A 14,149-nucleotide genomic window follows, 5' to 3' on the forward strand; every position below is an offset into this window, starting at 1 on the left:
CTGTCACCCGGTCGACGTAGGATTCGTAGCTGCCGCCCCTCTCTCCCCGCCGGAGGACTCCCACCGTGACCAAGCCGCCGTTCACGCACCTGCACGTCCACACCCAGTACTCGCTGCTGGACGGTGCCGCGCGGCTGAAGGACATGTTCAACGCGTGCAACGAGATGGGCATGACGCACATCGCCATGTCCGACCACGGCAACCTGCACGGGGCCTACGACTTCTTCCACAGCGCCCAGAAGGCCGGAATCACCCCGATCATCGGCATCGAGGCGTACGTCGCCCCCGAGTCCCGGCGCAACAAGCGGCGCATCCAGTGGGGCCAGCCGCACCAGAAGCGCGACGACGTCTCCGGTTCCGGCGGTTACACCCACAAGACGATCTGGGCGGCGAACGCCACCGGCCTGCACAACCTCTTCCGGCTGTCCTCCGACGCGTACAAGGAGGGCTGGCTCACGAAGTGGCCGCGCATGGACAAGGAGACCATCTCCAAGTGGTCGGAGGGCCTGATCGCCTCCACCGGCTGCCCCTCCGGCGAGCTGCAGACCAGGCTGCGCCTCGGCCAGTTCGACGAGGCCCTCAAGGCCGCCTCCGAGTACCAGGACATCTTCGGCAAGGACCGCTACTTCCTGGAGCTGATGGACCACGGCATCGAGATCGAGCGCCGGGTCCGCGACGGGCTGCTGGAGATCGGCAAGAAGCTCGGCATCCCGCCGCTGGTCACGAACGACTCGCACTACACGTACGCCAGCGAGGCCGCCGCCCACGACGCCCTGCTGTGCATCCAGACCGGCAAGAACCTCTCGGACCCGGACCGCTTCCGCTTCGACGGCACCGGCTACTACCTGAAGTCCACGGACGAGATGTACGCCATCGACTCCTCGGACGCCTGGCAGGAGGGCTGTGCCAACACGCGGCTGGTCGCGGACCAGATCGACACCGAGGGCATGTTCAAGTTCCGGAACCTGATGCCGAAGTTCGACATCCCGGAGGGCCACACCGAGGTCAGCTGGTTCCGCGAGGAGACCATGCGCGGCATGCACCGCCGCTACCCCGGGGGCATTCCGGAAGACCGGATGAAGCAGGCCGAGTACGAGATGGACACGATCATCTCGATGGGCTTCCCCGGCTACTTCCTCGTCGTCGCCGACTTCATCATGTGGGCCAAGAACCAGGGCATCGCGGTGGGACCGGGCCGAGGCTCCGCGGCCGGCTCGATCGTCGCCTACGCCATGGGCATCACCGACCTCGACCCGCTCACCCACGGTCTGATCTTCGAGCGCTTCCTGAACCCCGAGCGCGTCTCCATGCCCGATGTCGACATCGACTTCGACGAGCGCAGGCGCGTCGAGGTGATCCGGTACGTGACCGAGAAGTACGGCGAGGACAAAGTCGCCATGATCGGCACCTACGGCACCATCAAGGCCAAGAACGCGATCAAGGACTCCGCGCGCGTCCTGGGCTACCCGTACGCCATGGGCGACCGGCTCACCAAGGCCATGCCCGCCGACGTCCTCGGCAAGGGCATCCCGCTCTCCGGCATCCTCGACCCCTCGCACCCCCGCTACGGGGAGGCCGGCGAGATCCGCGGGATGTACGAGAACGAGCCGGACGTGAAGAAGGTCATCGACACCGCCCGCGGTGTGGAGGGCCTGGTCCGCCAGATGGGCGTGCACGCCGCCGGCGTGATCATGTCCAGCGAGACGATCACCGACCACGTACCCGTCTGGGTGCGGCACACCGACGGCGTCACCATCACCCAGTGGGACTACCCGAGCTGCGAGTCGCTCGGCCTGCTGAAGATGGACTTCCTCGGCCTGCGCAACCTCACGATCATGGACGACGCCGTCAAGATGGTGAAGGCCAACAAGGGGATCGACATCGATCTCCTGGCCCTGCCGCTCGACGACCCCAAGACCTTCGAGCTCCTCGGCCGGGGTGACACCCTCGGCGTCTTCCAGTTCGACGGCGGCCCCATGCGCTCGCTGCTGCGCCTGATGAAGCCCGACAACTTCGAGGACATCTCCGCCGTCTCGGCCCTGTACCGGCCGGGCCCGATGGGCATGAACTCGCACACGAACTACGCCCTGCGCAAGAACAAGCAGCAGGAGATCACCCCGATCCACCCGGAGCTGGAGGAGCCCCTCGAAGAGGTGCTCGCGGTCACCTACGGCCTGATCGTCTACCAGGAGCAGGTGCAGAAGGCCGCCCAGATCATCGCCGGGTACTCGCTCGGCGAGGCCGACATCCTGCGCCGCGTGATGGGCAAGAAGAAGCCCGAGGAACTGGCGAAGAACTTCACCATCTTCCAGGCGGGCGCCCGGAAGAACGGCTACAGCGACAAGGCCATCCAGGCCCTGTGGGACGTCCTGGTCCCCTTCGCCGGCTACGCCTTCAACAAGGCCCACTCGGCCGCGTACGGCCTGGTGTCCTACTGGACCGCCTACCTCAAGGCGAACTTCCCGGCCGAGTACATGGCGGGTCTGCTCACCTCGGTCAAGGACGACAAGGACAAGTCCGCGATCTACCTGAACGAGTGCCGGCGCATGGGCATCAAGGTCCTGCCGCCGAACGTGAACGAGTCCGAGCCGAACTTCGCCGCCCAGGGCGACGACGTGATCCTCTTCGGCCTCACCGCGGTGCGCAACGTCGGCCAGAACGTCGTCGAGTCGATCATCAAGACCAGGAAGGCCAAGGGGAAGTTCTCCTCCTTCCCCGACTTCCTCGACAAGGTCGAGGCCGTCGTCTGCAACAAGCGGACCATCGAGTCGCTGATCAAGGCCGGCGCCTTCGACGAGATGGGCCACACCCGCAAGGGCCTGGTCGCCCACCACGAGTCGATGATCGACAACGTGGTCGCGGTCAAGCGCAAGGAGGCCGAGGGACAGTTCGACCTCTTCGGCGCAATGGGCGACGAGGGCGCGAGCGACGAGCCGGGCTTCGGCCTCGACGTCGAGTTCTCCGACGTCGAGTGGGAGAAGTCCTACCTCCTCGCCCAGGAGCGGGAGATGCTCGGCCTCTACGTCTCCGACCACCCGCTGTTCGGCCTGGAGCACGTGCTCTCCGACAAGACGGACGCCGGCATCTCCCAGCTGACCGGGGGAGAGCACTCCGACGGCGCCGTCGTCACCATCGGCGGCATCATCTCGGGCCTCCAGCGCAAGATGACCAAGCAGGGCAACGCCTGGGCCATCGCCACCGTCGAGGACCTGGCCGGCTCCATCGAGTGCATGTTCTTCCCCGCCACCTACCAGCTCGTCTCCACCCAGCTGGTCGAGGACACCGTCGTCTTCGTCAAGGGCCGCCTCGACAAGCGCGAGGACGTCCCCCGCCTGGTCGCCATGGAGATGATGGTCCCCGACCTCTCCTCCGCCGGGACGAACGCACCCGTGGTCCTCACCATCCCCACCGTCAAGGTGACCCCGCCGATGGTCACCCGGTTGGGCGAGATCCTGCGCCACCACAAGGGCAACACCGAGGTGCGGATCAAGCTCCAGGGGCCGCGGACCACCACCGTGCTGCGCCTCGACCGGCACCGCGTGCAGCCCGACCCGGCGCTCTTCGGCGACCTCAAGGTGCTGCTCGGCCCGTCCTGCCTGGCCGGATAACGCCGCTGGGTACGCGTGCGGAAGGGCCTGCCGGGCATCGCCGGGCAGGCCCTTCCGTCACTCGACGCGGTGGCGTCAGTTGTGGCCGAAGCGCTTCGTCTTGCTCTTGTGGGCCAGGTCCATGGGACTGGGCGCGTGCGACGTCTGCTCGGGAGAGGTCCCCGACGAGCTGCGCGACGCGTCCTGTCCGGACTGGCGGGCCTGCTGCTTCGGCTGCTTCTGCTGCTTGTTCTTGGCCATGGTGGAGCCTCCGTGAGGGTCTAGGGGCCAGGACCGCCTTCACACTCACACAGCACCAGAAACCGCGCATTTTGGATCATTACTGCGCGTAGCCGGTAGAACCGAGGGATCCGCCACGCCGATGATCGAGTTCCGGCCGTCAACACCCTTGCGGTCGGGCAGACTCGGGGGACCGCCGCATCACACAGAGGATCCCCAGGGAAGAGGGTGGAACGCGTGGACCGCTGCGTCGTCCTGGTGGACGCCGGCTATCTGCTGGGCGCCGCCGCAAGTCTTCTCGCAGGGGAGCCCTCACGCTCCCGCATCACCGTCGACCATGCCGCCCTCATCCAGGGCCTGCGCGAGCGGGCCGAGGCCGACACCCAGCAGCCCCTGCTGCGCATCTACTGGTTCGACGGCGCACCCGACCGGGTGCCCCAGCCCGAGCACCGGCGGCTGCGCGTCATGTCCCGCGTCACCGTTCGCCTCGGCGCCCTGACCCGCAGCGACGGCCGCTGGGCGCAGAAGGGCGTCGACGCCGCCATGCACGCCGAACTCACCGAACTGGCCCGCAACCGCGCCTGCTCCGACGTGGTCCTCGTGACCGGCGACGGCGACCTGCTCCCCGGCCTGATGTCCGCCAAGGAACACGGGGTCGCCGTCCACCTGTGGGCCGTCCAGGCCGCCGACGGGGACTACAACCAGTCCGAGGACCTCGTCGCGGAAGCCGACGAGCGCCGCGTCCTCGACCGCGCCTGGATCACCCGGGCCGTCCGCGCCAAGGACACCGGGCTGTGCTCACCGCCGCCCGCACCGCGCCCCGACATCGCCGCGATCCTCTCCGCCCCGCTGCCCGAGGCCGCACTCGCCGAAGCCGCCCGCAACGGCGCGTCCACCGCCGGGCAGGAGGAGGAGGACGGCGTCCCCGTACCCGCCCCGGCCACCGGCGGGGGCGGCGGCCGCAGCGTCCCCACGCCCAAGGACCTCGCCGGCGCGCTGCGGGCCCCCGGCCAGCAGGCCGGACCCCCCGCCGGGCAGAGCGCCGGCCATCCCCCGGCCGGCAGCGCCCTGCGCTGGTCCTCCGACAAGGGCTGGATCGACCGGGCCGGACCGCTGGGCGAGCCCGCCGAGACCGCCTCCCTGCCCACCCTCGCCCAGCTCACCAGCGCCGAACAGCGCTGGGCCGACCGGGAGGAGGACATCACCACCGTCGGAGGGGACCCGTTCGAGGTGGGACAGGTGTTCGCCCGGCGCTGGATGGAGCGCCTCCCCGAGACCGTGCACCTGCAGAAGCTGGCCACGATGTACCCGCGCATCCCCCACCGGATCGACGGCGAGCTGCTGCGCTACGCCGCCCGGTTCGGGCTCCTCGCGCACAAGGACGACCAGATCGACGAACACGACCGCTACGCCATCCGGGCCGGATTCTGGCGGGAGATCGACGTCCGCGCCGCCGCCGAGCACGTGGCCGCCGTACCGGCCGCGGCTCCGGGAGCGGCCCCGCTGACACCCACGGCCCCGGCGACCCCGGCGGCCGAGTAGGGGCGGAAGCCGCGTAGGCTGCTCCCTCGTGAGTACGGGCACAGCACAGGCGCAGAGCAGTACGGCGGCGGCCGCGGGAGCGGCCTCCGACGTGGTCTGCGAGGTGCGTGACCTCGTCAAGACCTACCCCGCCGTACGCGGCCGGCGCGGGGCCCCCGCCCTGCCCGAGACCCGCGCCAACGACGGGATCCACCTGGAGGTCCGGCGCGGCGAGATCTTCGGCCTGCTCGGCCCCAACGGCGCCGGCAAGTCCACCCTGGTCCGCCAGCTCACCGGGCTGATGCGGCCCGACGCCGGCTCCGTGACCCTGCTCGGCCACGACCTCGTACGCCACCCCCGGCGGGCCTCGCGCCTGCTCGCCTACCTCGGGCAGGAGTCCACCGCGCTCGACGAGCTCACGGTGGCGCTGGCCGCCGAGACCACCGGGCGGCTGCGCGGGCTCGGCGTACGGGAGGCGCGGGCCGCGCGCGACGCCGTACTGGAGGAGCTCGGACTCACCGCGCTCGCCGGGCGGCCCCTGACGAAACTCTCCGGCGGGCAGCGGCGGCTGGCCTGCTTCGCCGCCGCACTGGTGGGGGAGCGGCCCGTCCTGGTCCTCGACGAACCCACCACCGGCATGGACCCCGTGGCCCGGCGGGCGGTGTGGTCCGCCGTGGACCGGCGCCGCGCACGGCACGGCGCCACCGTCCTGCTCGTCACGCACAACGTCATCGAGGCCGAGACCGTCCTCGACCGGGTCGCCGTCATCGACCAGGGCAAAGTCATCGCCTGCGACACCCCGGCCGGCCTGAAGGCCAGGGTCTCGGGCGAGGTCCGGCTGGAACTGGTGTGGCGCGAGGCCGCCCCCACGGGCATGCCGGAGGTCGACGCGCTGCGCGCGCTCGCCGTCGAGTCCGGGCGCCGCTGGGTGCTGCGGATGGAGCCGGACGCGGCCCGGGCGGCGGTCGCCGCGGTGACGGGCGGGCCGGCCTTCGCCGCCCTCGACGACTTCACGCTGACCACGCCGAGCCTGGAGGACGTGTACCTCGCGCTCGGCGGCAAGACGAACGGGCTGGTGAAATCGTGAGCACCCTCTCCACGGGCGCCGCCGCACCGCTCGCGCCCCCGGCGCGGCTGTTCCCCGCCCTCGCCGCCGTCTACCGGGCCCAGCTGTCCCGGGCGCGGGTGGCGCGGATCCCGCTGCTGTTCGTGGCCACCTTCCAGTCCGTCGGCATCATGGTCCTCATGCGGGGGGTGGTGGACGGCGGCTCCGAGGCCCGGGCCGTGGTCGCCGGGTCCTCCGTGCTCGTCGTGGCCTTCGTCGCGCTGAACCTGCTCGCCCAGTACTTCGGGCAGCTGCGGGCGGGCGGCGGACTCGACCACTACGCCACCCTGCCGGTGCCGCCGGCCTCGGTCGTGCTGGGCGCGGCCGCCGCGTACGCCTCCTTCACGCTGCCGGGGACGCTGGTGACGGCCGTCTTCGGGTGCGTGCTGTTCGGGCTGCCGATGGGCGGGCTGTGGATCCTGGCCGCGGTGGTGCCGCTGGCCGGAGCCGCGCTCGCCGGGCTGGGGGCCGCGCTGGGGCTGCTCGCGCCGCGGCAGGAACTGGCCACGCTGGCCGGGCAGCTCGGCATGTCGGCGGCGCTGCTGCTGGGGGTGCTGCCGCCCGAACGGATGCCGGACGTGATCGTCTGGGCGCGGGACCTGCTGCCGTCCACGTACGGGGTGGAGGCCTTCGCGCGGACCTTCGCGCCCCGCCCGGACTGGGCGGCCGTGGCGTTCGACCTCGGGGTGTGCGCGGCGGTGGGGGTCCTCTCGCTGGCCGCCGCCACGTGGGCGTACCGGCGGGCGGCGGTCCGCTGACGCCGGTGCCGGGCGCACCTGGCACGATGTGGGGGTGACCGAAGCCGTGACCCCGCCGATCCCGCCGTCCCCCGTCGACCCCTCCGGCCCTCCGCCGGAGAAGCTCACCGCGGCGGACTTCCGTGACGGGGCCACCGTCTGCCTGGTCGTGGGGGTGGCCGGTCTGCTCCTCGGGGCGCTGTGGGTGTGGCTGGCGCCGCGGGTGCAGTACGTCTCCAACGGGGAGGCGGTGTTCCTGCGCAACAGCGAGAGCGAGGCCCGGATCGGGTCCGACGGGACCTTCTTCCTGCTGGCGGCGGGGCTGGGGCTGCTGAGCGCGGCCGGTACGTTCCTGTGGCGCCGGCGCGGTGGCGTGCCGCTGGTCGTCGGACTGGCGTTCGGGTCCGGCTTCGCCGCGCTGGTGGGGTGGCGGTTCGGGCTGTGGCTGGCGCCCTCCCCGGACCTGGGGGCCGCGGCGCTGAAGGCGGGCAAGGGGGTCCCGTTCGACGCCCCGCTCCAGCTGCTGGCCCACGGGGCCCTGCTGGCCTGGCCGATGACCGCCGTCCTGGCCCACCTGGCGCTGACCGCCCTTTGGACCCCCCGGGACCCAGCCCCGACCAAGGACTGGGCGGGCGTCTACCCCCCGCCCCACGTCCACGCGACCCCGACCCCGCCGGAGCCCCCGCGGCCCTGATCCGGCCCGGACGACCCGGGGCTCCGCCCCGTACCCCGCTCCTCAATCGCCGGAGGGGCTGGATTTCGCTCCTGCCGTCTGCCCCGTACCGGCCGGATTCGCTCCCGCCTGGCGGCGGCAATTCAGCCTCGCCGGCGTTTGAGGCGCGGGGTCTGGGGCGGAGCCCCAGCAGCGGCGCTGCACCCGCCGGTCATGTTCAGCCTCGCCGGCGTTTGAGGCGCGGGGCCTCGGGGGTTTCAGGGGCGGGCTACCGGGGCCAGGACGGCGGCCGTCAGGGCGGCCAGGTCCGTGGGGGTGAGTTCGACCTCCAGGCCGCGGCGGCCCGCCGAGACGCAGATCGTGGCATGGCCGGAGGCAGAGGCGTCCAGGACCGTGCGCAGGCGCTTGCGCTGCCCCAGCGGGGAGATGCCCCCCAGGACGTACCCCGTGCTGCGTTCCGCCGCGGCGGGGTCCGCCATCGACGCCCGCTTGCCGCCGACCGCCGTCGCCAGGGCCTTCAGGTCCAGCGAGCCGGAGACCGGCACCACCGCCACCGTCAGGGTTCCGTCCACGTCCGCCACCAGCGTCTTGAAGACCTGGTCCGGCGAGACGCCGAGGGCCTGCGCCGCCTCCTCGCCGTAGGAGGGGTGGGACGGGTCGTGGTCGTACGCGTGCGTGGTGAAGGGGACGCCCGCCGCCGTGAGGGCGGCGATCGCCGGGGTGCCCGCCGCCTGCTTCGTCTTCTTCGGCATCAGTTCGGGCTCGTCGGGGCCCGGGTCAGGTCGACCGCCGGCAGGGAGGGGAGGTGACGGATGACCGCTGTCTCCGTGCGGAGCAGTTTCAGCTCCTCCGCCAGACGCGTCGCCGTGTCCGGGGCCTGGAGCAGCCGCTGCTTCGCCGGGATGTCCAGTACCGCCGCCGCTGCCACCAGGTAGGAGACCACCGACGGCTCGTCGGGGAGCTCCGCGCCCGTCAGCGACCGCTCCCGCGCCCCGGCGAGCCGCTTCTGGTACGTGCGGAACGCCCGCAGCACCCCCTCGGCCAGCGCTCCCGCGCCCTCGCCCGTGTCCTCCGGGAGTTCCTCCAGTTCCGCCGTGAGGAAGGGGCCCGAGGCGTCGACCGACAGCAGCCGGACCCGTGTGGTGCCGGTCGCCAGGACCTCGAAGCTGCCGTCCTCCCGCTCCCGGATCGTCGCCGCGTCCGCGATGCAGCCCACCCGGTGGAACGCCTGGACCGGGTCCGCGCCGAAGCCCGCGGCCGGGCCGCGCTCGGGCAGGGCCGTCTGGTCCGGCAGGCCGGGTGCCGTCGGCGCGACCTCCCGGCCGTCGCGGATGGCGACGACCGCGAAACGGCGCGGCTCGTCGTCTCCCGTCTTCAGCAGCTCGCGCATCATGGCGCGATAACGCTCCTCGAAGACGTTCAGCGGGAGGACGAGTCCCGGGAACAGCACCGAGTTCAGCGGGAAGAGGGGCAGGCGAACGGTGGTCACGAGGCACAGGGTAGTGGCCCGGCGGCCGGCCCCGTCACCCCCGCCTCAGCAGCCGCGACGCGCCCGCCGCCACCGTCGTGGCCAGGATCCACCCCAGGATGACCAGGGTCGCCGCACCCCACTGCCAGCCGCCGGCCACCTTCCACTGGCCCTCCTGGCCGAGGTCGATCACCGGGAGCAGGAGGTCCAGGGCGTACAGGGCGGCGTTCCACTCCGGGTGCTCGTCCGCCTTGATCGGCTCCGGCCTGTGCTGCCAGAACAGCAGCGCCCCCGCCGCCCACAGGACCGCCATCCACAGCGCGGCCCGGCCCGGCCGGTACCCGTAGACCACCGTCCAGTCCTGGAGGTAGCCCCACGCCCTGGCCGCCGGGGGCAGGGTGGCCCGGCGGCGCCGCTGCTTGGCGAGCAGGACCTCGCGGGCGTCCGCGTCCTCGCCGCTGGCCCGCAGGACGGCGGCGAGGCGCTCGTACGGCTCCGGGGAGTACTCCACGGTGGCCGCCTCCACCCAGGCCAGCCGCCGCGCCAGCGGGAAGTGGCCGCGGGGTGCGAGGGTCTCGTACTCGAAGCCCTCGATCGACACCCCGCCGGGGCCCGGCCAGCTGGTGGAGGTGTCCACGAGCTTGACCACCTTGGCCCCCGACACCACCACGCGCCCGCGCTCCGGCCGCTCGCCCACGAAGCGGAACTCGGGAGTCTGGATCCTGCGCAGCGAGATCTCCTGCTCGTCGGTGAGCACGAACCGGGCCCCGTAGAAGTCGATCGCGTCGCCGAAGCGGCCGTCGTCCAGCCGCAGCCCGCCCCGGCACTCGAAGCGCTGCGCCCGCTGCCCGCGGGTCGGTGTCTGGCCCAGGCCGTACGGGGGAGTGGAGGAGCCCGATCCGCCGGGGCCGTAGTCCAGGGCGATCGAGGTCAGGTACAGGGTCCGCTCCACCGTCAGCTGCGGGGCGTTCAGCGCGTGCCGCCCGTACGGATTGCGCAGGCGGGCCCCGCGCAGGTTCATCGACACACCGACCTTCGCGCCGCGCAGGCTCAGCTCCCCGTACGTCTCCAGCAGCTCGCCCTGGAAGTCCTGTGCCACCGACATCCCGTCGGCCGTGATGGCCCTGTTCTTGCCGTCCCGCTGCACGACGGCCTGGCTGATCAGCAGGTCGGTGCCGATCTGCGCATCGGTCAGCCGGATGCCCCGCGCCATCCGGCAGCGCGGCAGGTGCAGATCGCCCTCCGTGTGCAGGCGGGCCGCCTCCAGCCGGGGTATCGCGCAGTTGATCAGGCGCAGGGTGCCGAAGCGGGCTTCGGAGAGCTGCACCTCGCTGTCGAAGCGGCAGGCCTGCAGCTCCACGTACGGGCTGACCGTGCCCCCGGACAGGTCGAGCCGCCCGGTGATCCGGACGCCCCGCAGCTTGAGCGAGGCCACCCTGCCCGGCACCGGGGGCGGCCCGTGGAGCAGCAGCAGGGCCACGACAGCCGCGCGGACGCAGCGCTCGGGGCCCCAGACGTGCTCCCCGTGCGGATCGTCGCGGACGGCGGCGCGCACGCTCAGATCGCAGACACTGCCCGTGCGGTACGCCTGCCACATGCGGTGTTCGGCAGCGGTGAGATCCGCCGGTTCCTCGCCCGGGCGTGCCTCGGTCATGGCGGCCCCCCTCCGCTGTCACGTACGCGTATTCGAAATGGATGCATGGGAACGCTATCGGGGGCCTGTGACACCCGGGGCGTGTATCAGCCAGTGATACGGGCGAACGGTCGCGGTGGGCGGTCTGAGAGAATTGGGGGGTGATCTCTCGTATCGACCTGCGCGGTGACGCCCTCCCCGAGGGCGGCGCCCTGCGCGACCTGCTGCCCCGTGCCGAGTTCGACGTGGAAGCCGCCCTGGAGAAGGTGCGGCCCATCTGCGAGGACGTCCATCATCGTGGCACGGCGGCGCTGATCGAGTACGCGCAGAAGTTCGACGGGGTCGAGCTCTCGCAGGTCCGGGTGCCCGCGGAGGCCATCAAGGCCGCCCTGGAGCAGCTGGACCCGGCCGTCCGCGCCGCCCTGGAGGAGTCGATCCGGCGCGCCCGGATCGTGCACCGCAATCAGCGCCGCGGCGAGCACACCACCCAGGTGGTCCCCGGCGGCACCGTGACCGAGAAGTGGGTTCCGGTGGAGCGCGTGGGGCTCTACGCCCCGGGCGGCCGTTCGGTGTACCCCTCCTCCGTCGTCATGAACGTCGTACCGGCGCAGGAGGCGGGCGTCGAGTCGATCGCGCTCGCGTCCCCGCCGCAGAAGGAGTTCGGCGGCCTGCCGCACCCCACCATCCTGGCGGCGTGCGCGCTGCTCGGCGTGGACGAGGTGTACGCGGCCGGCGGCGCCGTGGCAGTCGCGATGTTCGCCTACGGCACCGAGGACTGCCTCCCGGTGAACATGGTGACCGGCCCCGGCAACATCTGGGTCGCCGCCGCCAAGCGCTACTTCACCGGCAAGATCGGCATCGACACCGAGGCCGGCCCGACCGAGATCGCGGTCCTCGCGGACTCCACGGCCGACCCGGTGCACGTCGCCGCGGACCTGATCAGCCAGGCCGAGCACGACCCGCTCGCCGCGGCCGTCCTCGTCACGGACTCCGCGGAGCTCGCGGACGCCGTGGAGAAGGAGCTGGAGCCGCAGGTCGCCGCCACCAAGCACGTCGAGGACCGGATCAAGCCGGCGCTCGCGGGCAAGCAGTCCGCGATCGTGCTGGTCGACAGCCTGGAGGACGGCCTCAAGGTCGTCGACGCGTACGGCGCCGAGCACCTGGAGATCCAGACCGCCGACGCCGCCGCCTGGGCCGCTCGCGTGCGCAACGCCGGCGCGATCTTCGTCGGCCCCTGGGCCCCCGTCTCCCTCGGCGACTACTGCGCCGGGTCGAACCACGTGCTGCCCACCGGCGGCTGCGCCTGCCACTCCTCCGGCCTGTCCGTGCAGTCCTTCCTGCGCGGCATCCACATCGTCGACTACACGCGCGACGCCCTGGCCGAGGTCACCCACCACGTGGTCACCCTGGCCGAGGCCGAGGACCTGCCCGCGCACGGCGCCGCCCTCAAGGCGCGCTTCGGCTGGAAGGTGCCGACCGCATGAGTTCCATCGGCATTGACGACCTCCCCATCCGGGACGAACTGCGCGGCAAGTCCCCCTACGGCGCCCCGCAGCTCGACGTGCCCGTCCAGCTGAACACCAACGAGAACCCGTACGAGCTCCCCGCGGAGCTCGTGGCGCGGATCGCCGAACGCGTGGCCGAGGCCGCCCGCACCCTCAACCGCTACCCCGACCGGGACGCGGTCGAGCTGCGCACCGAGCTGGCCGCCTACCTCACCCGTACCGGCAAGCACCCGGTCGCCAAGGAGAACGTCTGGGCCGCCAACGGCTCCAACGAGGTCCTCCAGCAGCTGCTCCAGACCTTCGGCGGACCGGGCCGCACCGCGATCGGCTTCGAGCCCTCGTACTCGATGCACGGGCTGATCGCCCGCGGCACCGGGACGGGCTGGATCTCCGGCCCGCGCCGGGAGGACTTCACCATCGACGTGGCGGCGGCCGAGCAGGCCATCGCGGAGCACGCCCCCGACGTCGTCTTCATCACCTCCCCCAACAACCCCACCGGCACCGCGGTCGAGGCGGAGACCGTCCTCGCCCTCTACGAGGCCGCGCAGGCCGCCAAGCCCTCGCTGGTTGTCGTGGACGAGGCCTACGTGGAGTTCAGCCACCGGGACTCGCTGCTGCCCCTCATCGAGGGCCGGCCGAACCTGGTGATCTCCCGGACCATGTCCAAGGCCTTCGGCGCCGCCGGTCTGCGCCTGGGCTACCTGGCCGCGCACCCCGCCGTGGTCGACGCCGTCCAGCTGGTGCGGCTGCCGTACCACCTGTCGGCCGTCACCCAGGCGACCGCGCTGGCCGCCCTGGAGCACACCGACACCCTGCTCGGCTACGTCGAGCAGCTCAAGGCCGAACGGGACCGCCTCGTCACCGAGCTGCGGGCCACCGGCTACGAGGTCACCGAGTCCGACGCGAACTTCATCCAGTTCGGGAAGTTCGAGGACTCGCACACCGCCTGGCAGAAGATCCTCGACCAGGGCGTCCTGGTCCGGGACAACGGCGTACCGGGCTGGCTGCGGGTCACCGCCGGCACCCCGGCCGAGAACGACGCGTTCCTGGAAGCGGTTCGCGCACTGAAGAAGGAGCAGCACGCATGAGCCGCATCGGACGGGTCGAACGGACCACGAAGGAGACCTCGGTCCTCGTCGAGATAAACCTCGACGGCACCGGCAAGGTCGACGTCTCGACGGGCGTGGGCTTCTACGACCACATGCTCGACCAGCTCGGCCGCCACGGCCTCTTCGACCTCACGGTCAAGACGGACGGCGACCTGCACATCGACAGCCACCACACCATCGAGGACACCGCCCTCGCGCTCGGCGCCGCCTTCAAGCAGGCCCTCGGCGACAAGGTCGGCATCTACCGCTTCGGCAACTGCACCGTGCCGCTCGACGAGTCACTCGCCCAGGTGACCGTCGATCTGTCCGGCCGCCCCTACCTCGTGCACACCGAGCCCGAGAACATGGCGCCGATGATCGGCGAGTACGACACGACGATGACCCGGCACATCTTCGAGTCCTTCGTCGCGCAGGCGCAGATCGCCCTGCACATCCACGTCCCGTACGGCCGCAACGCCCACCACATCGTGGAATGCCAGTTCAAGGCCCTCGCCCGCGCCCTGCGCTACGCCGCGGAGTTCGACCCGCGCGCCGCCGGAATCCTTCCCTCCACGAAGGGCGCGCTCTAACC

12 protein-coding genes are annotated in these 14,149 nt (G+C 71.8%); 8 read left to right on the plus strand and 4 right to left on the minus strand.

Annotation, left to right across the window (positions count from 1 at the left end):
• Nucleotides 1-65: 65 nt before the first annotated feature.
• Entirely contained in the window at nucleotides 66-3,608 is a 3,543-nt protein-coding gene (dnaE, locus tag ACIP5M_RS31940; protein ID WP_401203296.1) for a DNA polymerase III subunit alpha, read from the plus strand.
• Nucleotides 3,609-3,683: 75 nt separating this feature from the next.
• On the opposite strand, the gene ACIP5M_RS31945 is transcribed toward dnaE, so the two are convergent.
• A complete protein-coding gene (locus ACIP5M_RS31945; RefSeq protein ID WP_401203299.1) occupies nucleotides 3,684-3,848 on the minus strand; it encodes a hypothetical protein in 165 nt (54 codons plus the stop codon).
• 207 nt (nucleotides 3,849-4,055) lie between these two features.
• On the opposite strand from ACIP5M_RS31945, the gene ACIP5M_RS31950 reads away from it, so the two are divergent.
• Genes ACIP5M_RS31950 through ACIP5M_RS31965 form a run of 4 tightly spaced genes read left to right on the plus strand, consistent with a single transcriptional unit; the run spans nucleotide 4,056 to nucleotide 7,884 of the window.
• Entirely contained in the window at nucleotides 4,056-5,369 is a 1,314-nt protein-coding gene (locus ACIP5M_RS31950) for an NYN domain-containing protein (protein WP_401203302.1), read from the plus strand.
• A 28-nt stretch (nucleotides 5,370-5,397) separates the two neighbouring features.
• Nucleotides 5,398-6,435: an ABC transporter ATP-binding protein gene (locus ACIP5M_RS31955; protein ID WP_401203305.1), complete on the plus strand. Its 1,038-nt coding sequence runs from the start codon at nucleotides 5,398-5,400 to the stop codon at nucleotides 6,433-6,435.
• Nucleotides 6,429-7,211, plus strand: coding sequence for an ABC transporter permease (locus tag ACIP5M_RS31960; RefSeq protein ID WP_401203532.1), 783 nt, complete (start codon nucleotides 6,429-6,431; stop codon nucleotides 7,209-7,211). The genes ACIP5M_RS31955 and ACIP5M_RS31960 overlap by 7 nt, the downstream gene beginning before the upstream one ends.
• Nucleotides 7,212-7,245: 34 nt before the next feature.
• The gene (locus ACIP5M_RS31965) at nucleotides 7,246-7,884 is read left to right on the plus strand and encodes an LPXTG cell wall anchor domain-containing protein (RefSeq protein WP_401203308.1); all 639 of its coding nucleotides are present in this window, start codon (nucleotides 7,246-7,248) and stop codon (nucleotides 7,882-7,884) included.
• A gap of 236 nt (nucleotides 7,885-8,120) precedes the next feature.
• On the opposite strand, the gene ybaK is transcribed toward ACIP5M_RS31965, so the two are convergent.
• Genes ybaK through ACIP5M_RS31980 form a run of 3 tightly spaced genes read right to left on the minus strand, consistent with a single transcriptional unit; the run spans nucleotide 8,121 to nucleotide 10,985 of the window.
• Complete coding sequence (gene ybaK, locus ACIP5M_RS31970; protein ID WP_401203310.1) at nucleotides 8,121-8,615, minus strand: Cys-tRNA(Pro) deacylase; 495 nt, start codon at nucleotides 8,613-8,615, stop codon at nucleotides 8,121-8,123.
• A complete protein-coding gene (locus ACIP5M_RS31975) occupies nucleotides 8,615-9,352 on the minus strand; it encodes an LON peptidase substrate-binding domain-containing protein (protein WP_401203313.1) in 738 nt (245 codons plus the stop codon). The genes ybaK and ACIP5M_RS31975 overlap by 1 nt, the downstream gene beginning before the upstream one ends.
• A 34-nt stretch (nucleotides 9,353-9,386) precedes the next feature.
• The gene (locus ACIP5M_RS31980) at nucleotides 9,387-10,985 is read right to left on the minus strand and encodes an oxidoreductase (RefSeq protein ID WP_401203316.1); all 1,599 of its coding nucleotides are present in this window, start codon (nucleotides 10,983-10,985) and stop codon (nucleotides 9,387-9,389) included.
• Nucleotides 10,986-11,125: 140 nt separating this feature from the next.
• Between ACIP5M_RS31980 and hisD the strand changes: the two genes are divergently transcribed.
• From hisD to hisB, 3 genes are read left to right on the plus strand one after another with little or no spacing between them, the layout of a single operon-like run.
• Nucleotides 11,126-12,448 carry a histidinol dehydrogenase gene (hisD, locus tag ACIP5M_RS31985; protein ID WP_401203319.1) on the plus strand — a complete coding sequence of 441 codons (1,323 nt, stop codon included), beginning with the start codon at nucleotides 11,126-11,128 and terminating at the stop codon, nucleotides 12,446-12,448.
• Nucleotides 12,445-13,557, plus strand: coding sequence for a histidinol-phosphate transaminase (locus tag ACIP5M_RS31990; RefSeq protein WP_401203322.1), 1,113 nt, complete (start codon nucleotides 12,445-12,447; stop codon nucleotides 13,555-13,557). Before hisD ends, ACIP5M_RS31990 begins: the two co-directional genes overlap by 4 nt.
• Complete coding sequence (gene hisB, locus ACIP5M_RS31995) at nucleotides 13,554-14,147, plus strand: imidazoleglycerol-phosphate dehydratase HisB (RefSeq protein ID WP_030155936.1); 594 nt, start codon at nucleotides 13,554-13,556, stop codon at nucleotides 14,145-14,147. The genes ACIP5M_RS31990 and hisB overlap by 4 nt, the downstream gene beginning before the upstream one ends.
• Nucleotides 14,148-14,149: the final 2 nt, after the last annotated feature.

Source organism: Streptomyces sp. NPDC088762, from assembly GCF_044750905.1.
Lineage (GTDB): Bacteria > Actinomycetota > Actinomycetes > Streptomycetales > Streptomycetaceae > Streptomyces.

Bases quoted from the DNA above. Each gene is read 5' to 3' on its own strand.
- ACIP5M_RS31945 (WP_401203299.1), bottom strand. From the start codon at position 3,848: ATGGCCAAGAACAAGCAGCAGAAGCAGCCGAAGCAGCAGGCCCGCCAG.
- ybaK (WP_401203310.1), bottom strand. From the start codon at position 8,615: ATGCCGAAGAAGACGAAGCAGGCGGCGGGCACCCCGGCGATCGCCGCC.
- ACIP5M_RS31980 (WP_401203316.1), bottom strand. From the start codon at position 10,985: ATGACCGAGGCACGCCCGGGCGAGGAACCGGCGGATCTCACCGCTGCC.
- ACIP5M_RS31990 (WP_401203322.1), top strand. From the start codon at position 12,445: ATGAGTTCCATCGGCATTGACGACCTCCCCATCCGGGACGAACTGCGC.
- hisB (WP_030155936.1), top strand. From the start codon at position 13,554: ATGAGCCGCATCGGACGGGTCGAACGGACCACGAAGGAGACCTCGGTC.